Annotated in this window: 16 protein-coding genes; 13 read left to right on the top strand and 3 right to left on the bottom strand. The window is 58.2% G+C overall.

Going from position 1 to position 21,030, the window contains the following annotated elements; genetic code table 11:
* Positions 1-18: 18 nt before the first annotated feature.
* The 8 genes from F7D08_RS08950 (at position 19) to F7D08_RS08915 (ending at position 10,769) form a co-directional block, all read left to right on the top strand.
* A complete protein-coding gene (locus F7D08_RS08950) occupies positions 19-2,658 on the top strand; it encodes an FtsX-like permease family protein (RefSeq protein ID WP_152210295.1) in 2,640 nt (879 codons plus the stop codon).
* 132 nt (positions 2,659-2,790) lie between these two features.
* Entirely contained in the window at positions 2,791-3,354 is a 564-nt protein-coding gene (gene efp, locus F7D08_RS08945) for an elongation factor P (protein WP_033889801.1), read from the top strand.
* A 33-nt stretch (positions 3,355-3,387) separates the two neighbouring features.
* Complete coding sequence (nusB, locus tag F7D08_RS08940) at positions 3,388-3,891, top strand: transcription antitermination factor NusB (protein WP_152210294.1); 504 nt, start codon at positions 3,388-3,390, stop codon at positions 3,889-3,891.
* Positions 3,892-4,126: 235 nt separating this feature from the next.
* Positions 4,127-5,335, top strand: a complete 1,209-nt coding sequence (carA, locus tag F7D08_RS08935) for a glutamine-hydrolyzing carbamoyl-phosphate synthase small subunit (RefSeq protein WP_404979671.1) — start codon at positions 4,127-4,129, stop codon at positions 5,333-5,335.
* A 1-nt stretch (position 5,336) separates the two neighbouring features.
* Positions 5,337-8,720 (top strand): carbamoyl-phosphate synthase large subunit, encoded by a 3,384-nt coding sequence (carB, locus tag F7D08_RS08930; protein WP_152210292.1) that lies wholly within the window; start codon positions 5,337-5,339, stop codon positions 8,718-8,720.
* Entirely contained in the window at positions 8,720-9,640 is a 921-nt protein-coding gene (gene pyrF, locus F7D08_RS08925) for an orotidine-5'-phosphate decarboxylase (protein ID WP_152210291.1), read from the top strand. The genes carB and pyrF overlap by 1 nt, the downstream gene beginning before the upstream one ends.
* Before the next feature lie 138 nt (positions 9,641-9,778).
* Positions 9,779-10,369, top strand: coding sequence for a guanylate kinase (gene gmk / locus F7D08_RS08920; RefSeq protein ID WP_152210290.1), 591 nt, complete (start codon positions 9,779-9,781; stop codon positions 10,367-10,369).
* A 76-nt stretch (positions 10,370-10,445) separates the two neighbouring features.
* Positions 10,446-10,769 (top strand): hypothetical protein, encoded by a 324-nt coding sequence (locus F7D08_RS08915; RefSeq protein WP_152210289.1) that lies wholly within the window; start codon positions 10,446-10,448, stop codon positions 10,767-10,769.
* Positions 10,770-10,889: 120 nt separating this feature from the next.
* On the opposite strand, the gene F7D08_RS08910 is transcribed toward F7D08_RS08915, so the two are convergent.
* On the bottom strand, positions 10,890-11,594 hold the full coding sequence (locus F7D08_RS08910; RefSeq protein WP_152210288.1) for a 3'-5' exonuclease: 705 nt from the start codon (positions 11,592-11,594) through the stop codon (positions 10,890-10,892).
* A 177-nt stretch (positions 11,595-11,771) separates the two neighbouring features.
* The gene (locus tag F7D08_RS09770; RefSeq protein ID WP_193316281.1) at positions 11,772-12,617 is read right to left on the bottom strand and encodes a hypothetical protein; all 846 of its coding nucleotides are present in this window, start codon (positions 12,615-12,617) and stop codon (positions 11,772-11,774) included.
* Positions 12,618-13,372: 755 nt separating this feature from the next.
* Here F7D08_RS09770 and F7D08_RS08900 point away from each other — a divergent pair.
* Positions 13,373-15,562 carry an elongation factor G gene (locus F7D08_RS08900; RefSeq protein ID WP_152210286.1) on the top strand — a complete coding sequence of 730 codons (2,190 nt, stop codon included), beginning with the start codon at positions 13,373-13,375 and terminating at the stop codon, positions 15,560-15,562.
* A 1-nt stretch (position 15,563) separates the two neighbouring features.
* Here F7D08_RS08900 and F7D08_RS08895 read toward each other — a convergent pair whose 3' ends face one another.
* Positions 15,564-16,214 carry an alpha/beta hydrolase gene (locus F7D08_RS08895; RefSeq protein ID WP_152210285.1) on the bottom strand — a complete coding sequence of 217 codons (651 nt, stop codon included), beginning with the start codon at positions 16,212-16,214 and terminating at the stop codon, positions 15,564-15,566.
* 208 nt (positions 16,215-16,422) lie between these two features.
* On the opposite strand from F7D08_RS08895, the gene F7D08_RS08890 reads away from it, so the two are divergent.
* The 4 genes from F7D08_RS08890 to F7D08_RS08875 all read left to right on the top strand — a co-directional run bounded on the left by F7D08_RS08890 (position 16,423) and on the right by F7D08_RS08875 (position 21,026).
* Entirely contained in the window at positions 16,423-17,655 is a 1,233-nt protein-coding gene (locus F7D08_RS08890) for a trans-sulfuration enzyme family protein (protein WP_152210284.1), read from the top strand.
* A gap of 377 nt (positions 17,656-18,032) precedes the next feature.
* Positions 18,033-19,409: a lanthionine synthetase LanC family protein gene (locus F7D08_RS08885; RefSeq protein ID WP_226803455.1), complete on the top strand. Its 1,377-nt coding sequence runs from the start codon at positions 18,033-18,035 to the stop codon at positions 19,407-19,409.
* A 66-nt stretch (positions 19,410-19,475) separates the two neighbouring features.
* Positions 19,476-20,294: a transporter substrate-binding domain-containing protein gene (locus F7D08_RS08880; RefSeq protein WP_193316280.1), complete on the top strand. Its 819-nt coding sequence runs from the start codon at positions 19,476-19,478 to the stop codon at positions 20,292-20,294.
* Between the two features lie 45 nt (positions 20,295-20,339).
* A complete protein-coding gene (locus F7D08_RS08875; protein ID WP_193316279.1) occupies positions 20,340-21,026 on the top strand; it encodes an amino acid ABC transporter permease in 687 nt (228 codons plus the stop codon).
* Positions 21,027-21,030: the final 4 nt, after the last annotated feature.

Raw genomic sequence — 21,030 nt, 5'->3', positions numbered from 1 at the left:
GGAGCGGTAGGAACACCCATGAAGAAAACAGCACTCTGGAAAGACGCATGGCGCGCCATCGCCGACAACGGCAAACGCTTCACCGCCATGCTGGTGATCGTGGCGGTCGGCGTGATGATGCTCGGCGGTCTCAACACCATCGCCAAGGATATTCGCGCCGGCTTGGACGACTTCTTCGATTCAACCGGAATGCATGACATCGCCATCATCTCCACCCTCGCCTTCGATGATGACGATATTGCCGCATTGCGGCAGGTCGATGGTGTGGCCAAGGTTACAGGCGAACATTCGGCCAGTGTGACCACATCCGTTGATGGCAAGCAATCCTCAACAACAGTCACCACGCTGAACGATCAGGGCATCGAGCAGCTATATCTGAAGGATGGCAGGCTGCCGAAGACCGGTCATGAAATCGCCGTCACCGAGCAGTACCTGAACGATAGCGGCAAAGCACTGGGCGAAACCCTGACATTCAAACCTGATGATTCCAATACGTCCGGCACGTTTGCGGAAGGCAAGTACACCATCGTCGGCACGGTGATCGACCCGAACGACATCGTGAACCCGACCGGACCGCTGGCTTTGGTCTCCGGTGCAAAAACCGTCTATCCGATGTTCGTTGCCCAAGATTCCCTCAGCGACGACGATGCCCCCTATACTTCGGCGGTTATCACGGTAACCGGTGCGAAAGCGCTGAACACCTACGATGACGACTATCGCCACGCCGTTGATGATGCGATCGCCAATATCGAATCCATTCAGAAGGAACGCGAGCAGGCGCGCACCGATACCGTGCATCAAGCCGCGCTGGACAAGGCCATGGCATCCATCGAAGCGCAAAAGGCCAAAGTCACGGCGCTGCCGGAAGGGTTGCCGGCCAAAACGGCCGCCGAACAGAAGATTGCCGAAGCCGAAGCGCAAGCCAAAAGCACTGTGGATGCCATGCCGAAAGCCAAGTGGATCATCCGCGACCGCAGCGCCGTGACCAGCTATGAGGATGTGAAAACCCAAACCGAAATGATCGCGCGGTTGGGCACCATGTTTCCGGTGCTGTTCCTGGTGATCGCGTTGTTGGTGAGCCTGACCGCCATCACTCGTATGGTTGAAGAGGATCGCGGACTCATCGGCACCTATAAGGCGCTTGGCTACACACGCCACGAAATCATGCTCAAATACTTGGTGTATTCAGGTGCCGCATGTCTGCTCGGCGGCCTGCTCGGCGATGTGCTGGGATTGATTGGTCTGCCATACATGTTCATGCGAAACATCATCACCAATATGTATGTGTTGCCGAACTATCCGCTGCTGGTTGACTGGCGCCTTGCACTGGGCGGCGTGCTGCTGTTCGTGGCGGTGATTACTGGTGCCGCCACGATCGCATGCGCTGGCTCACTGCGGCTGGAGCCAGCTGAATTGATGCGACCGAAGGCGCCAAAAGCAGGTAAAACCATCGTGCTGCAGCGCATCGGATTCATCTGGAATCATTTGAGCTTCCTCGGCAAGGTGGCCGCGCGCAACCTGTTCCGCTACAAGTCCCGTGCGCTGATGGTCATCATCGGCGTGCTTGGTTGCACGGCTCTGATGACCGCAGGATTCGGTATGGGCAGCTCCGCTCTGACGCTGATGCCGCGTCAGCACAGTGAAATCGCGCCATACGATGTGATGGCCGTGACTTCAGCCGCTGACCATGACCAGGCACAGACGGCACTGGACCAGAATAGTGACGTGAAATCCACCTTGCCACTGCAGCTGGGCAGCGTCACCCTTGCCCCGGTGCAGCATTCCGATGCCTCCAATGCTTCCAGAGCGGCGGACGATGCCAAGCTCACCGCGCAGCTGATGGTCATTCCGGACGGCAAATCAACGGATGGTTACATCAATCTGCAAACGCCGGATGGATCGCCCATCGAGCTGGAATATGCGGATGGTGACATCATCGTCACTGCCAATGCCGCGCGCAAGTTGGCGCTCACCTCCGGCTCCAGCGTGAACCTTACCGATCAAATGGCCAATACGGCTGACGTCACCGTGCATGAAGTCGCCCAGTACTACACCGGTAACCTCGTTGTGATGAGCCGGTCCACGTATGAGAAAGTATTCGACACGGATTACGCACCGAACGCCGACCTGATCAATGTGAACGGAGACGACGATGCGCAAATCGCGTTTGCGGATGGTCTTGCCGAACACAGCGAATACCTATCGGTGACGAGCTCCGCCCAGCAGGAGCGTGACTTCTCCAAGAGCTTCCGACTGTTCTTCATCATGATCGGCTTCATCGTGGTCATGGCCGCGATCTTGGCCGTGGTGGTGCTCTATACGCTGGCCAGCACGAATATTTCCGAACGCGAACGCGAGCTGGCCACCATCAAGGTGCTCGGCTTCCGCAAGCGTGAAGTGCATGGCTATGTGAACAAGGAAATGCTGCTGATAAGCGCCATCGGCATTGCAATCGGCATGCCATGCGGACGCGCGCTGCTCGGCTTCCTCGTAAGCCAGCTGGATCTGCCGGGCATGAACATCGTGCCGAACGTGCTCTGGTTCTGCTATGCGGGCGCCGCAGCGCTGGCGCTCGCCTTCACGCTGCTGGTGAGCCTCGCCACCAACCGCTCGCTCGACCGCATCGACATGGTCGGCGCTCTGAAAAGCCCCGAGTGATCGGTTTGCTCGTGGGCGGGGCGGCATGACATACAACACCGTGCCGCCCTTCTGTATACCCGTTGTGGCATAATTGCCGAGGCAATTTTTGGGCATTGCCCTAGAAGTTTGATTTGAAAACAGGTGAATAACGTGGCACAGACTACCAATGACATCAAGAACGGTTCCGTCCTGAACCTGGACGGCCAGCTGTGGACCGTCATGAAGTTCCAGCACGTCAAGCCGGGCAAGGGCCCCGCTTTCGTGCGCACCACCATCAAGAACGTGCTCTCCGGCAAGATTGTTGACAAGACCTTCAACGCTGGCATGAAGATGGAATTCGAGACCGTGGACAACCGCACCCTCCAGTACTCCTACGAGGATGGCGACAACTTCGTGTTCATGGACATGACCACCTACGACCAGATCATGGTTCCGAAAACCCTCGTGGGCGACAAGGCCAAGTTCCTGCTCGAAGGCACCGACTGCCTCGTGTCCTTCCACGACGGCACCCCGCTGAACGTTGATCTGCCGGGCTCCGTGGTCCTGACCATCACCCACACCGAGCCGGGCCTGCAGGGCAACCGCTCCAACGCTGGCACCAAGCCGGCCACCGTTGAAACCGGTGCCGAGATCCAGGTGCCGCTGTTCATCAACGAGGGCGACCGCGTCAAGATCAACACCGAAGACGGCTCCTACACCGGCCGCGAGAACTGATTCTTTCCGCAGCACTGGAGGATTAGCAGCAGTATGGCACGTTCCACCGCGCGTAAGAGAGCTCTGAACACCCTGTATGAGGCAGATGAAAAGAGCCAGGATATCCTGTCTCTGCTCGATGAGCGTATCGCTCACCCGGGTGCTCAGACCCCGCTTCCTGACTACGCCATTGAAATCGTTCGTGGCGTGGCGGAACATCGCCGCCAGATCGATCGCACACTGGATGATTACTCCACGGGCTGGAAGGTCAGGCGCATGGGCGTGGTCGATCGCAATATTCTGCGTATCGCCACGTGGGAGATTCTGTTCAATGACGAGGTGCCGGACAAGGTAGCCATCGATGAGGCATTGGCCTTGGCCAAGACCTTGTGTGATGACGATGCCCCGGCGTTCATTCACGGATTGCTTTCCGCGATTTGCAATGCGAAGGACGCCGAACCGGCTGATGTCGCAGCGCAGGAGCCCGGCGATGGCGAGTCCGCCGACGCCGCTGATTCCGCAGTCCCGTCCGTTGATAATCAGCAGACGGAAGAATAGTTATTGATTAAGCCTCCCCATTGCGGGGAGGCTTTTTCATGGGCAAGTGGCAATTGCTTGCACCATGTGAACCGGTACCAACCGGATGCCTTCGCCAGCGAGGCATGGTTTGCATGCCGTATTCCAGTAAGGCGGCGTGTGAGTCTTAGCTGGCCGTTAACCTTGGTACGAATACCCGAAACAGCATAAGGGGGTTTTGGTGAGCCAGAACGAGTCCGGAACCATCGCTATTCCGATGTATGACAAGGACGATGCAGTCCTCGTTTTGGAAGACGGACAGGTGTATGTGGGAGAGCCGTATGGCGCCCTGGGCAAGACGACCGGTGAGATCGTCTTCGCCACCGGTATGACCGGATACCAGGAGACGCTCACCGATCCGAGCTACGATCGCCAGATCGTGGTGCAGACCTTCCCGCACATCGGCGATACCGGTGTGAACAGCGAAGATCCCGAATCCTCCCGCATCTGGGTCGCCGGCTACGTAGTGCGCGACCCTTCCCCGAACGTGAGCAACTGGCGTGCCGAGGGCAGCCTGGACGATGACCTCAGGAAGAACGGCATCGTGTCCCTGAGCCACATCGACACCCGCAAGCTCGTGCGTCACCTGCGTTCCGCCGGTGTGATGCGCGCCGGCATCTTCTCCGGTGAGGCGCTGCTCAATCCGGAGACCGGCAAGCTGCGCGACATCGACAGCATGCTGGAAGACGTGAAGAACACCCCGCAGATGCAGGGCCTGAGCCTCTATGACGAAGTCTCCACCAAGGAGATGTACACCATCGAGCCATGCGGTGAATATGAGGGCAAGGAGCCGCTCTACACCGTGGCCGCCGTGGATCTCGGCATCAAGGGCATGACCCCGCACCGCATGGCAGAACGCGGTTGCCGCGTGCACGTGGTGCCGTCCACCACCACGTTCGAGCAGATCGAAGCCCTGAACCCGGATGGCGTCTTCTTCTCCAACGGCCCGGGCGACCCGGAACAGGCCGGTCCGGAAATCGAACTGCTGAGGAAGGTGCTGGATGCCGGCTACCCGTTCTTCGGCATCTGCTTCGGCAACCAGCTGCTGGGCCGCTCGCTTGGCTTCGGCACCTACAAGCTGAAGTTCGGCCACCGTGGCATCAACCAGCCGGTCAAGGACCTGACCACCGGCAAGGTGGAGGTCACTGCCCACAACCATGGCTTCGCGGTCGATGCCCCGATCGGCGAGACGGTGGATGCCCCGTTCGAGAACGGCAAGTACGGCAAGGTGTTCGTCTCCCACATCGATCTGAACGATGACGTGGTCGAAGGCCTGCAGTGCGTGGATATCCCCGCATTCTCCGTGCAGTACCATCCGGAGGCCGCAGCAGGCCCACACGATGCGGCCTACCTGTTCGACCGTTTCTGCGAACTGATGAAGAACAATCCGCGCGACGCCCGCGCCAATAGCAAGGAAGGTAAGTGATATGCCGAAGCGCACCGACATCAAATCCGTGATGGTCATCGGCTCCGGCCCGATCGTAATCGGTCAGGCTGCGGAGTTCGATTACTCGGGCACCCAGGCATGCCGCGTCCTTCGTGAGGAAGGCATCCGCGTCATCCTCGTCAACTCGAACCCGGCCACCATCATGACCGATCCCGAGATGGCCGACGCCACCTACATCGAGCCGATTGCCACCCCGATCCTCGAACAGATCATCGCCAAGGAGCGCCCGGACGCGCTGCTGCCGACCCTTGGCGGCCAGACCGCGTTGAACGCCGCCATGGCACTGGGCGAGGCCGGCGTGCTCAAGAAGTACAACGTCGAGCTCATCGGCGCATCCCTCGAAGCCATCGACCGCGGCGAGGACCGTGAGCTGTTCAAGAAGGTCGTGGATGAGGCCGGTGCCGAATCCGCACGTTCCCGCATCGCCCACAGCCTTGAGGAATGCGACAAGATCGCTGAGGAACTCGGCTACCCGCTGGTCGTGCGCCCGAGCTTCACCATGGGCGGTCTGGGCTCCGGCATCGCCCATGATGAGGAGGAACTGCACCGCATCGCCGGCGCCGGCATCCACTACTCGCCGACCGACGAGGTGCTGATCGAAGAGGGCATCGAGGGCTGGAAGGAATTCGAGCTCGAGCTGATGCGCGATCGCAACGACAACGTCGTGGTCGTCTGCCCGATCGAAAACGTTGACCCGGTGGGCGTGCACACCGGCGACTCCATCACCGTGGCACCATGCTTCACCCTGACCGACCGCGAATACCAGAAGCTGCGTGATATCGGCATCGCCATCATCCGTGGCGTGGGCGTGGACACCGGCGGCTGCAACATCCAGTTCGCCATTCACCCGGACACCGGCCGCATCATCGTCATCGAGATGAACCCGCGCGTCTCCCGTTCCTCCGCTCTGGCTTCCAAGGCCACCGGCTTCCCTATCGCCAAGATCGCCACCAAGCTGGCTCTTGGCTACACGCTGGACGAGATTCGCAACGACATCACCCAGTCCACCCCGGCATCCTTCGAACCGACCATCGACTACGTGGTTACCAAGGTGCCGCGCTTCGCCTTCGAGAAGTTCCCGGGCGCCGACCCGACCCTCACCACCTCGATGAAGTCCGTGGGCGAGGCCATGGCATTGGCCGGCAACTTCCAGGAGTCCCTGGGCAAGGCCATGCGTTCCATCGACAAGCGCCACATGGGCTTCAACTGGGATGGCGCCAAGCCGTCCGCCGAGGAAGTCGCCGAACTGCTCGAACAGGTGCATGTGCCGACCGAGCACCGCTACCTGCAGCTGATGCGCGCCATCTGGGGCGGTGCCACCGTTGAGCAGCTGTACGCCGCCACCAAGATCGACCCGTGGTTCTTGAAGCAGATCACGCTGATCAACGACATGGCCATGACCGTTCGCGCAGCCGAAACCCTGACGCCGAAGCTGCTGAAGAAGGCCAAGCTCGCCGGTCTGTCCGACGTGCAGATCGCACATCTGCGCGGCTTGGGCGACGAGGGCGAGAACACCATTCGTGAGCTTCGCTGGAACTACGGCATCCGCCCGGTCTACAAGACCGTGGATACCTGCGCCGCCGAGTTCGATGCGGCAACGCCGTACTACTACTCCTGCTACGCCGACGAAACCGAACTGCGTCCGCGTGAACGCGAAGCCGTGATCATCCTCGGCTCCGGCCCGAACCGTATCGGCCAGGGCATCGAGTTCGACTACACCTGCGTGCACGCCGTGCAGGAGCTCGGCAAGGACTATGACACGATCATGGTCAACTGCAACCCGGAGACCGTATCCACCGATTACGACATGTCCGACCGCCTCTACTTCGAGCCGCTCACCTTCGAAGACGTGCTCGAAATCTACGAGGCCGAGAAGAAGATGGGCCCGGTCAAGGGCGTTATCGTGCAGCTCGGTGGTCAGACACCGCTGTCTCTGGCGGCACGTCTGAAGGCTGCCGGCGTGCCGATTCTGGGCACCACGCCGGAATCCATCGACTTGGCTGAGAACCGCGAGCTCTTCGGCGAAGTGCTGAAGAAGGCGGAGATGAACGCTCCGCGCTACGGCACCGCCCTGAGCCTCGAAGAGGCCATGGACGCCGCCCACCGCATCGGCTACCCGGTGCTGGTGCGCCCGAGCTACGTGCTCGGCGGCCGCGGCATGGAAATCGTCTACGACGACAAGCAGCTGACCAAGTACGTCGATCGCGCACTGGCCCAAGCTCAGGCCGATACCGTGGTCTCCGGCCGTCTGCCATCCCCGCTGCTCATCGACAAGTTCCTGCAGGACGCCATCGAAATCGACGTCGACGCCCTGTTCGACGGCGAGGAACTGTACATCGGCGGCATTATGGAACACGTCGAGGAAGCCGGCGTGCACTCCGGTGACGCCGCCTGCACCCTGCCGCCGTCCACCTTGTCCGACGACCAGATTCGTCGCCTGCGCGAAGGCACCTACGCCATCGCCAAGGGCTGCCACGTGCAGGGCCTAATCAACGTGCAGTACGCCTTCATGGCCAATACGCTGTATGTGATCGAAGCCAACCCGCGCGCCTCCCGCACCGTGCCGTTCGCATCCAAGGCCACCGGCGTGGCCTTGGCCAAGGCCGCGGCCCGCATCATGGCCGGCGAGACCATCGAAGACCAGCGCAAGAACGGCCTGCTGCTGCCCAAGGGCGACGGTGGCGTGATGCACCGCGGCCAGCAGGTGGCGGTCAAGGAATCCGTGATGCCGTTCAAGCGCTTCCGCACCCCGGTGGGCAAGACCGTGGATATCCTCCTCGGGCCTGAGATGCGCTCCACCGGCGAGGTCATGGGCTTCGACCGCGACTTCCCGCACGCATTCGCCAAGAGCCAGCTCGCAGCCTACGAAGGTGGCCTGCCGACCTCCGGCAATGTGTTCATCTCCGTGAACGACACCGATAAGCGCCAGTTGCCGCTGCTCGCCGTGCGTCTGGTGGAACTCGGCTTCAAGATCTGGGCCACCGAAGGCACCGCCTCCGTGCTGCGCCGTTATGGCATCGACTCCAACATCGTCGACAAGATCAGCACGCGTATGGACTCCGATCCGGAAGCGCCGGTGGTTGTGCATCACGCCGAAGGTTCCGTGGGCAAGAACGTGGTTCAGCTCATCGAGGACGGCAAGATCGACATGATCCTCAACACGCCGAACTCCCGTGGCTCCCGCTCCGATGGCTACTCCATTCGTGCGGCCGCTATTGCCGCCGATTTGCCGCAGTTCACCACCGTTACGGAATTCCAGGCAGCGCTGCTCGCCATCGAGGCCGTGAAGCATAATGATTACCAGATCATGAGCATCCAGGATCATTCGAAGCAGCTGTTCGAATTGGAGAGACAGGAGTTCTGATGGTTACCACCAGCGGCGAGGAGCTACAAGCTCAGCGTTCCGATTTCGGTTTACGATTGAGCAATTCGATGGCCAAGTACGGACCATTATGCGTAGGCATCGATCCGCATCGAAAGCTCCTCACCGACTGGGGGTACAACGTCGACGCCGAAGGCGCCGAACTCTTCTCCATGCGTATGCTGCAGGCAGCCAACGGCAGAGCGGCTGCAGTGAAATTCCAATCGTCCATGTTCGAGCGCTACGGATCCAAGGGATTCGAAGCGCTCGAGCGCGTGCTCTATGCAGCCCGTCAGATGGGCGTCATCACCATCGTGGACTGCCTGCACGGTGGCCTGTCCACCACCATTTCCGCCATCGCCGATGCCTACTTCAAGCCGGGCGCACCAATGCTGGCTGATGCCATCACCTTGCTGCCGTATTATGGCGCCCGTTCATTGAACGGACTGATTTCCGAAGCATTGGAAAACGGTCGCGGCGTCTTCATCGCATCGCTGACCTCGAATCCCGAAGGCATGAGCCTGCAAACGTCGATTCGTCAAAGCGGTGAATATAAGGGCCGCACGGTGGCATACGGCATCGCCTCCACCGCGCAGAAGCACAATGCCGGCATTGACGGCATGGGCTCTGTAGGCCTGATCATTGGCGCAACCATTGGTCAATGGATGCAGGATTCCGGCGTGGATCCTTCCAAGTTCACCGGTCCGATTTTGTCTCCGGGATACGGCTGGCAGGGTGCCGAGGCCAAGGATTTGAAGACCGTGTTCAAGGGTACCCGTGGCAACGTACTGGTCACCGTCTCCCGCTTTATCGCCTCGCACGGCCCGGATATCGCGGCCCTAAGCCAGGCCACCGAATCCATCGCCCTTGACGTGCGCCAGGCGTTGATGGAGGCCACCGCTGAAGGCGAGCAGACCAAGTAAGCCCTGAAGGACTTCCGGTCGTAAGCATGTGAGGAATTCACTGCTTGGCTAGTGATTGGGAAACGTACACATATATCGGCATTCAGCATACGAGTGCCGATATTTCGTTATTCATCAAGTTGGTATTGAGGAGAAACTATGAGCGAACATACGCCTGCAGGCCGTCTGATTGTGCTTACCGGCCCGACCGCTGTGGGCAAGGGAACCGTGGAAGCGAAGCTCCGCGCCGATCACCCTGAAGTATGGGTGTCCGTTTCCGCCACCACCCGTCAGCCCCGCCCGGGTGAGGTCAATGGCGTCAATTATTGGTTCCTCACGGAAGATGAATTCCTGGCCAAGGAGCAGGCCGGTGAATTCTTGGAGACCGCTGTAGTGCACGGCATGGCTCACTATGGCACCCTGCTCAAGCCGGTGGAGGAGCATCTGGCCCAGGGTGTGCCGACGATTCTCGAAATCGATCTGCAGGGTGCACGTCGCGTCAAGCAGCGTGCCACTGAACTCGGCCTCGAAGTGGTGTACGTGTTCATTGCGCCGCCGAGCTTCGAAGAGCTGAAGCGTCGCCTTATCGGCCGTGGTACCGAAACCCCCGAGCAGCAGGCTCGCCGATTGGAGACCGCGAAGGTGGAACTGGCTGCGGAAGGCGAATTCGACGTCACCATCGTCAACAACACCGTTGATCAGGCAGCCGAAGACCTTTGGCATGTCATCGCCAAGGAATACGGCCTATAATCGCACAGAATATAACCGTTCAATTATCGGCGGTTCCCGCTTAACAAATCGTTGGAATGCTCCTACCGTATGAAGTATGAGCATTCCAACCAAATATCCAATGAAGCAATATCTGGCTGGCATCGTTGAAGCTCTGAAGTCCGCTCCAGGCAATGGTGCCAACCCCAATGATGTGGAAACCATTCGTTTCTACTCCGAACTCGGCAATGACGCGCCCGACTCGCAATGGCCGAACGTGCTGGTGGCCATCGCGCACGTCACCAAAGCCGCTTCCTATGACCCGCAAGCCAAAAAGGCGTTTGCGGATGCCGGTGGCTTTGAATATGTGAAAAACGCACAGCATGCCATTATGGAATCGCTAACTGCGGATGCCGAAAAGCTGGTCGCCAAACGCGGCTGATTGCAGTCAGCCGTAGCACCGCTGGACGCGGTTGCACACATCAGCGGTCTGCCAAGCAATCAATGCTTCGATAGGAAGCCCCTCGATATGCGCAGGGGCTTCCTTCGTATTGGAAGACGATTAACGCAGTATAAGCTGCTGATGGATGATTTCGGTGCTGGTTTTCGCCGGCACCGAACGCCAGTCGATGGCTGCGGCGTCGCAGTGTTCAGCGGTGTACTGATGCATCCATTCGAGGCATTCCTGGGTTTGGATGGCATCGCTCAGCGCACGGTGCTCCTCGTTTTCCGCAATGCCAAAACGCACGATAAGATCAGCCAAGCGATGATGCTTATGCGCAGGGAAGAGCACACGGCTGATCTGCATGGTGTCATAATCCATGCATGCAAAAGGCACGCCGGCAATATGACGGGTGTTGTAGTCGAGAAAGCGCAAATCAAAGCTGACATTATGACCCACGATGGGCTCGGCAATGGAATCCGCCTGCGTATCAGCCAGCCAACTGATGAAGCGGGGGAGCACGTCATCAATCGGATCCAAATCCGCCACCATCGCATCACTGATACCGGTCAAGGCCGTGATTTGCCGCGGAATCGGACGAAGTGGATTCACCAACTCCTGGAACTGGTCGACAATATGCCCGTCACGCACACGAACGGCACCGATTTCCGTAATCGCACACCGATTCGGGTAGAAGCCGGTGGTCTCCAAATCAAGCGTCACATAGTTACGAGGGAAGCCTAATGCATCCGGCTCGGATGGAACCTCATACGCCGCCTGCGTTTGAGAGGGTCTTCCGAAAACGGTAATACCGGAATTAGTCACGATTGCTCCTCATGGTGCTTCAACATTCAGCATTGTTCGGCATTGTTGTGCATGCTCGCATGGTTATTGTAGCGGAATCGACATGGTACGACCCCGCTGGTGTGGTGGTGTCATGCCGAAGAATCAGCGGAACGCACGCCAACGGGGTCGGGCGATAGGGCCGGATTAGATGCGAGACTACTTCGCCCGTTCGGTGATGATGTCTTGCAGTTTGTCGGTCAGATCATTCAGCTCCTTGGACGGATCCGCGTTCTCTTCGGCATCCCTGAACTCATCGCTGAGCTTGGTCGACGCGTCATACGGGAACTGCACCTCATAGAACTTGTCGATCAGGTCAGACATCTGGGTGTACGCGTTGGTACCGTATTCGATGGTATCCGGGTTCCCCAATGCCTGCATTTGCTTGAGAATGTCGCTAACCGAGGTCAGATAGTCCTTGAGCGACTTCGCATATTCCGGAATACCGCTCACCTTGGAATCAGTGAGCTTATCCAAGGCGGCGGTGCAATCGGAGATATACGTATCGTACGAGGTGTAGAAATCACTGTCATACAAGGAGGAGGAAGGCGCCTGATCGCAAGCTTGCGTGGCCTCGCTCATCGGCACGGCGGTGTCGGCAAGATTATTCGCCCACGTGGAGAACTTCTTCGCCTTGGTCTGATACTTGTCGAACGCCTGCTTGACATCCTCGTCCTTCTGGTAGGCCTTCATCTGAGCGAACTGGGCGTTGGCGTCATCGAATGCCTTCACCTTGGTTTTGATCTTGGACGCGTCATCCTTGGTGAACTTGGATGTGGAACTGTATGCCGTAGACATGGCGTTCACCAGGCTGGAGGAAACCCTGCTGTACTTCGTGTACATCTCAGTGGTTTGCTTGTGCGCATCAATGTAATCGTCCTGAGCCAACGATCCTGGCTTCACCACAAATACCACGATAAGAATGATGGCAATAACAGCGGCAATAGCGCCGACGATGATGCCGATAAGGGCTTTGTGCGACAGCTTCTTGTTCGGTGCCGGCATACCGGGTTGCTGTGGATATCCGGGAACCGGTTGGCCTGGAGGCACCGGTGCTCCAGGACGAGCTGGCATAGGCTGTTGCCATGCTGGGGCATTCTGCCCGGCAAACTGCTGCCCGGGTTGACCCTGTGGCGTGTTCGGCGCAAATTGATGCTGACCAGGTACTTGTTGCCAGGGTGCTGGTTGCCCGGGCTGCCCCTGAGCGGGTTGTTGCGGATACAAGTATGGCTGACCTGGTTGTTGACTGAACTGCGGATAGTTGGCTTGGCCTGGCTGGTTCGGGATGGACTGCTGCCAGGGTGCCGGGGTCTGTTGCCAAGGTTGTGGTTGACCTTGAACAGGCTGCTGCCAAGGCTGCGGCTGGTTTGGTAACGGCTGTGTAGGGAATTGCTGATTTGGCGCAGAGGGCTGTGCTGGTTCATTGGCCGGCTGAGTATCAGGTGCCGGAGTGGAGGGCTGGTCAAATGGTATTTGCCCGTTGCCTTGAACTTCGTCGTTGGTGTGTTCGTCGCTCATGCTGTGAGTCCTTTCTCTCACCATTCGCCTTAGCCCAACACTGGACTCCCCACAGGCGAACGTGTACACAAAGCCTATCACCGTCAACAAATTCCAACAGACCATGACAAGCGATTCGGAGCGATAATCTCCGTGAATTCATGGAAACGATACGTTCGGGTTCGTCTTGCGTTCGTGAGCGACGCCATCGTATATATTGGTGTGGGTTGAGGCGGGCGAAAGCTGGTCGGAAAGCAGGGAGTATGAAGCGGATCGTAGCGGGCATTGTGGCACATGTGGACGCCGGCAAGACCACGTTGTCCGAAGCGCTGCTGTATCGATCCGGTGAGATTCGCAAGCTCGGCCGCGTGGACCATGGTGACGCGTTCCTGGATACGAATGCGCTGGAAAAGGCCCGAGGCATCACGATTTTCGCCCATCAGGCATTGGTGGAGCATGGCGACCTGAAACTCACGTTGCTGGATACGCCAGGCCACGTGGATTTCGCCGCGGAAACCGAGCGAGTGTTGAATGTGCTGGATTACGCGATCCTGGTCGTATCCGGCACCGATGGCGTGCAAGGCCATACGGGGACATTGTGGCGCTTGCTGGCCCGCTATCATGTGCCGACATTCATCTTCGTCAATAAATGCGATGCCGCAGGCTTCGATAGGGAAGCGGTGCTTGCCCAACTGCGCAAACGCCTCAGCGACGCGGTATCCCCATTCCCGTGCATCAAGGACCCCGCCAATGTTGATGCAACGAGTGCTGTGGATTTCGGCGATGATGCCGAGGATATCGCCACACTTGATGAACAAGCGATGAACGAGTATCTAGACCATGGGGAGCTGACTGTTGATCGGGTTGGCCGTATGATTCAGGCGCGCGAGCTGTTCCCTGCGTATTTCGGTTCGGCATTGAAGCTGGACGGAGTAGAGGAATTCCTCGACGGCATGGAGCTGTTCACCCGCGAACGTGTCTGGCCCGAGACATTTGGCGCAAAAGTCTTCAAGATCGCGCACGATGGTCAGCACAATCGCATGACATGGCTGCGAGTAACCGGTGGTGTGCTCAAAGCCAAGGAAGTGGTGCATGGTAACGCTTCTGCTTCGGCCGCGGACCCGGAAACGCAGCAGTGGAGCGAGAAAATCGATCAGGTTCGTGTCTATAACGGTGCCAAATTTGAGACCGTGACCGAAGTGCCGGCTGGTGGGGTATGCGCGGTAACCGGATTGACCCAGACCTTTCCTGGTGCAGGGCTCGGAGCAGAGCCGGATGCAGGGGCTCCTGCATTGCAGCCGGTGCTCACCTACACGGTATTGCCGGCAGGTGCTGAAGCATCAGCCGGCACCGGTGCGGGAGTGCGTGATACCACCACGGCTGAAGATGCATCTGAGGATGCTGGCGAGTCGCAGAAGGCGTCTGCGAACGAAGCCGCAGTTCCACGTCCGCAATTCGATGATCTGACCCTGCATAAGGTGCTTGCCGCCCTGCGTGAATTGGAGGATGAGGATCCACTGCTGCATGTGGTCTGGGTGGAACGTTTGCAGGAAATCCATGTGCAGTTGATGGGCGCGGTGCAACTGGAGATCATCCAACAGACCTTGGCTGAACGATTCGGCTTGGATGTGTCGTTTGGCACCGGTTCGATTCTCTACAGGGAGACGATTGCCGAGCCGATTGAAGGCGTTGGCCATTTTGAGCCGCTTCGCCATTATGCCGAAGCGCATATTCTCCTTGAACCCGGTGAGCCGGGCAGTGGTGTGCGCGTCGCCTCGGCGATGTCCGAAAACGATTTGGATCGCAATTGGCAGCGACTGGTTCTCACCCATCTGACCGAACGGGAGCATCTGGGTGTGCTGATCGGCGCGCCGCTGACCGATATCACGATGACCTTGGTGGCCGGCAAAGCACATTTGAAGCACACCGAGGGCGGTGATTTCCGCCAAGCCACATACCGGGCGATTCGTCAGGGCCTTATGGAGGCGCATGCCGGAGTCGACGGTCATCCGCAAACGCCGGTTGACGAACGTCCCGATACGAGCGAGCCTGGCAATTGCCGGATTCTGGAGCCGTGGTATCGGTTCAGGCTTGAGGTGCCGAGCGACATGATCGGTCGCGCGATGAGCGACATTCAACGGATGGCCGGCACGTTCGACCCGCCTGCCGACGATGGCGAGTACGCGGTGATCACCGGTTCTGCTCCGGTATCCGAAATGCGTGACTATGCGATGGAGGTCAGCCAGTACACGCATGGCCGTGGCCGATTCTCCGCCACATTCGGTGGATACCGGCCATGCCATAACGAGGATCAGGTGATTCGCGCAGCCGGGTATGACCCGGAATCAGATTTGGAGAACACCCCGGATTCGGTTTTCTGCGCGCATGGTGCCGGCTATCCGGTCAAATGGTACAAGGTGCCCGAGTTCAAACACCTCGACTACGCGAGCTGACCTACCAGATTTGCGGCCGTACGAAATCATTCGATTCCAGGAACCGCTGAATATCGCGCATTTCCGGCATATTGATGGAATGCGCCATGCCGGGATAGATTTGTTCGGTGAGTGCGCTGTGCTCAGCCCAGAAAGCGCTCATGGCCTGCACGTCGGCGGCGGGGAAGATGTCATCAACCGCACCGTGGCCATAGAACACCGGGCGTTGCAAAGTCTTCAGCTCCGCGTCACCCGGCATCGCGCCGGGAGCGAGCCAGCCTGAGCAGGAAACCGCAGCCGCATATCGTTCAGGATTGAATCGCAGCATATGGCAGGCCAATAGGCCGCCTTGCGAAAATCCCATCGTCACTACAGGACGGTCCGCAGGAATGTTGTCACTGACCCAGGCGTCGATGGCCTGAGCGGCTTCGAGCGCTTGACGTTCGAGCGAAGCGCCCTCCGGCACACCTTCGTGCGCCCAGTCGCCGAACCATGTGTATCCCATGCCATAGGCGATGGGAGCCTGAAGGCTCGCATAGTCAGCCGAGCCGGCACCGCAGTAGTTCAGCAGGTCAGGCAGATCGTATTCATTGGAACCCCAGCCATGCAGCAGCAGGAACACGGGGGAGGATTCAGAGCCCTTGAGCCGGGTCAGCGCCTTGGATATCTTCATGCCTCACAGTGTAGTCACCGAGCAAGCTATCGGCTCAAATCCGCGCAGCGCACAGGCCTGAGCGGGAGTGCGCATAACCATCTATAAGCAACCTATATAGCCACGCCGGTGACATTGCGGGCTTGCCGCGTTATCGTCGTAATCGTGCCGCGTGGGGAACGGCCCTACGCAATGGCTCGCGCTACGAAACACTTAAAGGGGGTGCGCAATGACCAGGTTCAACACTCAGCTCGTCCACGGACTGCCGGTTGACGACAACAACACCGGAGCCGTGAACCCGCCGATCTACAACTCAACGACATATGCCTTCGAGAGGGTCGACGCGATGCCCCGCTACGATTACGCGCGCAGCGGCAACCCGACCCGTGACTTTCTGGAACGCCAGATCGCCCAGCTTGAGGAAGGCGCGCGTGGTTTCGCGTTCGCTTCCGGCCTGGCTGCGATTCATGCCGTGCTGTCCATCTTCAAACCGGGCGACCGCATCGTGGTGGGAGACAACATCTATGGCGGCTCCTACTCGCAGTTCAATGAATTCTTTACCCGCTGGGGTCTCAAAGTCGTCTCCATCGACACCCAGGACCTGACCGCTCTCACGGCTGCCGTGCAGGGCGATCCCGCGAACGGCATCGCGCCAGCGCAAGCCGTCTACTTCGAAACCATCACCAACCCGCTGCTCAAGGTCAATGACGTGCGCGGCATTGCAGCAGTGGCCCACCGTTTCGGTGCGCTCGCCATCGTGGACAACACGTTCGTGACCCCATACCTGCAAAAGCCGCTGCAGCTCGGTGCCGATGTGGTGATTCACTCCGCCACCAAGTATTTGGCCGGGCATTCCGATGTGAACGCCGGTCTGGTGGTGGCCTCCAGCGAGGATGTGGCCAACCGCATCTACTTCGCGCAAAACCGTTTGGGCGGTGTTCTGGCACCGGCCGAATGCGATGCGGTTCGTCGCGGCATCCAGACGCTGGCACTGCGTATGGATCGTCAGCAGGAGAATGCGCTCGCCGTGGGCCGCTACCTGCTTGCCCATCCGCTTGTTAAATGCGTGCATTACCCGGGTCTGCCCGGCGCGGGCGACCAGCGCCTTGCCGCCAAGGGTCTGAAAGGCGCGGGCGGTGTGCTGAGCTTTGAAGTGGTGCCCGGCGTGGACCCTGCGGATGTGCTCAACAACCTGCACGTGTTTCGTCTTGCGGTATCGCTGGGCGCGGTGGAGAGCCTCGCCGAACTACCGTGTCGCATGACGCATTTCGAACTGCCTCGTGAAGAGCGTCTCAAGGTCGGCATCACCGATGAACTGGTTCGTCTGTCCATCGGCATTGAAGACGCCGTCGACCTGATTGAAGATCTCGGTCAGGCGTTCGATATCGCTTTCGAACGCTATATCGAGCGTCACGCCCAGTCCGACGTTTTCAACCAGCTGACTTCCGGGGTATTTGCCTGATTGCTCGCATATGCTCGATATGGTGGTGGCCTCGGACCAGCCTGCTGCGAGGCAAGTCCGAGGCCATATCGAGCATGTATGTTGTTTGGCCTATGGTTCGCGAAATCATCCTCAGCGGGAACCGGTTCCTGCCGTCCTCCCCTGTGACGGCTGTCACCCTCCATTGAGCCAAAGTCGTTTGCTGATATGCCACATGCGTCATGCGTGTTATGCGTGTATGCGTATGTGCATATAAACGTGGCTTATGGACTTGCACATCAAACCGCGATAATAAGCCCAACGTGTTGCTGATGGGGATGCTTTAGATTGAGTCCGTTGCTGGTAATGGCATGTGAATGGTATTCGAATCCGCCAATAATACTGATGAGGACGATACAGTGACTGACGATAATAACCGGTATGGCTTTGTTGACGGCAAGGCATATCTTGCCCGTGATCCCGAAACGATTGAGGATTACCGTGATACGGCACTTGCCGCTGAACGCTACATCAGTAGGTTCCAGGTCTCGGATGCAGACGGCATCTATTGGAGGGTCCCTGGTGAGGATCGCATCGACGTGACGCTGCACCATGGTTCAGCCGGCGGCTACTACTTCTATATCAAGCTATATAAGGCTTTGGGTGATGAACGATACAAGAACATAGCCAAAGGCGCTGCGGATTACACGGCCGAACATTGGCATCTTGGCATTGAATCCCCGTCCAATCCACCGTTCCCTCTTTCGGAGCTGGGACTGCACTACGGCATTGCAGGGACCGGGTTGGGACTGCTTGATGCATACCAGGAATTTGATGACGAGCGGTATCTCCAGGCAGCGGAGCGGATTGCTGATTTCTATCGTGGCCAAGTGCATAGCCAGGCGACCGGATCGTACTGGACGGATAACGCCGTGTTGATGTTGGATGGTGGCGTATTGCTGTTTCTTGCGCAGCTATACCTCGCTAAGAAGCAGCACGACGAGACGTTGCGTGAACTTATCGAATCGGCGGCTCGCCATATATTGTCCAAGGGAATTCGCACTGATAGCGGAGCATTGCGTTTCGACGAATTCCGCGCATACAGTGATGCCACTATTCCCGGATTCATGGTAGGCAGTGCGGGCATCGGATATCTGTTCGCAGTCCTTGCTGACGTATTCGATAATGCAACGTATTTGAAGGCCGCCAAAGATGTGGCCTTGTATCTCGATGAGCAGGCGACGCCTGTTGGCGGCGGCGTGCTCAACGCCACTTCCTCCTCGCAGGAAGGGTCGACGTATTGGCTCGGCATTTGCTCCGGTGTGGCGGGCATTGCGCGATTGTTCTTCAAGCTGTACCAGCTCACCGGTGATGACGCTTATTTGCATGCCATCGGCAATCGTGTCGACGGGTTGGAGGCGTTGGGGGCTCCTGAGCATGAGTCTCTTGGCTTGTGGAACACGCTGTCGTATTGCTGCGGTGTTCCCGGGCTCCTGCAATTCTTCATCGGATTGTATGCGCATGACGGCGATCCGCGTTGGAAGGCTTTGGCTCGGCGGTCGGCACGAGTGCTTCTTGGCCAGGCTGAAGTTCAGGATGATGGCTCCGTAGTGTGGCCTCTAGCTTGGGAGCATGCGCACAAGGATGTCATTACCCGCCCGATTGGGTATTTCAATGGTGCACAGGGCATTGCCGCATCATTGATTCAGCTGTACCAATTGGAGCGCGGAGCATTCGCCTGGAGCCGGCTCATTAGCGACCCGCTACCTGCGAATCTTGAGTTTCAGGCTCAATGAGCATTGTTGATGCTTGGGCCAATCGCATTATTGCTATCGAATCAGAGAAAAGAAAGAAGAATAACCATGAACGCATTATCTACTGCCAAGCGTGTGGCCGGCATCTGTTTAGCCGCTGCAACCGTTTTTGGGCTTACCGCTTGCGGCGCGGCGGGGAGCGCGAGTGGAGAACAGACCACGACCGTTACCATTGGCGTGAACAATGCCTATAAGCCGTTTGATTATCTCAATGAGAATGGTGATCTGGACGGATATGAGATTGCCGTGCTGAAAGCGGTTGATGACGCGCTGCCTGATTACAAGTTCGATTACAAGCCGCTGGATTTCCAGAACATTATCGTTTCCTTGGACTCCGGCAAGGTGGATGTTGCATCATGCGTGTTCACCGTCAACGCGGAACGCAAGCAGAAGTACAACCTCACTGAGCCATACCACCTGTATCTTCCGGCGTATATCTATGTCAGCAACAACAGCAAGGCCTCCATCAAGGGCATTGAAGATCTTGCCGGCAAGAAAGTAGCAGCTACACAGGGCACGGATGTGGCCAACACGCTGGAAGAGTTCAATAAGAAGAATCCTGACAAGAAGATCGATCTGGTGTACGCGAACTGGTCTGGCGAGCAGCTCGCTACTGCTCTGGAAAGCGGTGCGGTGGATGCCACCTATTCCGATCCTGTTTCCTTCGATCTGGGGCAGCTGAAGGGCAAGGCCAAGAAGGTCGGCGAGCCGATTCAAGAGTCCGAGACGTCGTTCCTGGTCGGCAAGAAGGACACCAAACTGGCCAAGGCCCTTGATGAGGGTCTGAAGAAGATCTCTGACGACGGCACGCTGAGCAAGTTGTCTCAGCAGTATCTGGGGGATGACTACACCAAGTCGGTGGCCTGAGTATCTTCCATACGTTGCTGCGCACAAACGGGGAAACGAGGAATAGTGGGGGATTACTTTACTTGGAATGGTTTCATTCATTTCATTCCAAAGATCGCGGCGCAACTGCCTATGACATTGCTCATCGTCGGCGGTTCGTTGGCCATTGGCGTCCTATTGGGATTACTGCTGGCCTTCGTGCGGGTATTCTCCATTCCTGTTGCCAAGCAGATTGCCATTGTCTTCACCTCGTTTGTGCGCGGCACTCCTGAAATCGTCCAGGTATTCATCGTGTATTACGGCCTGCCGCTACTGGTGCAGTCGATTACCGGTGTGGACATCGACGCTTTATCCGCGTTGTATTTCGTCATTGTGGCATTCGGCATTAATACGGCCGGATATCTCGCGGAATTATTCCGTGGCGCTTTGGAATCGGTTCCTCGCGGGCAATATGAGGCTGGTGAGGCGGCAGGGCTGACTCGGGGAGCGATCTTCAGGCGAATTGTCATCCCCCAAGCCGCCAAGTTCGCATTGCCTGGATTCGGAGTCAATGTGGTGTATTTGTTCCAGTCCACTTCCATGGCAGCGGCTGTTGGTGTTATGGACATGATGGGCAAGGCCGCCAATCTCGGTAGCGCAACAGGGCGATTGCTGCAGTCATATGCGGCGGCGGCGGTGCTGTTCATCATCATCAGCATCGTATTGCAATGGGCTTTTACCCTGTTGGACAAACGCGTCACGTTTGGCAGGTGAGGAT

The sequence above is a fragment of the Bifidobacterium cebidarum genome (assembly GCF_009193305.1).
In the GTDB taxonomy this organism is placed as follows: Bacteria; Actinomycetota; Actinomycetes; order Actinomycetales; family Bifidobacteriaceae; genus Bifidobacterium; species Bifidobacterium cebidarum.
This window is presented reverse-complemented; position numbering and strand designations above follow the sequence as displayed.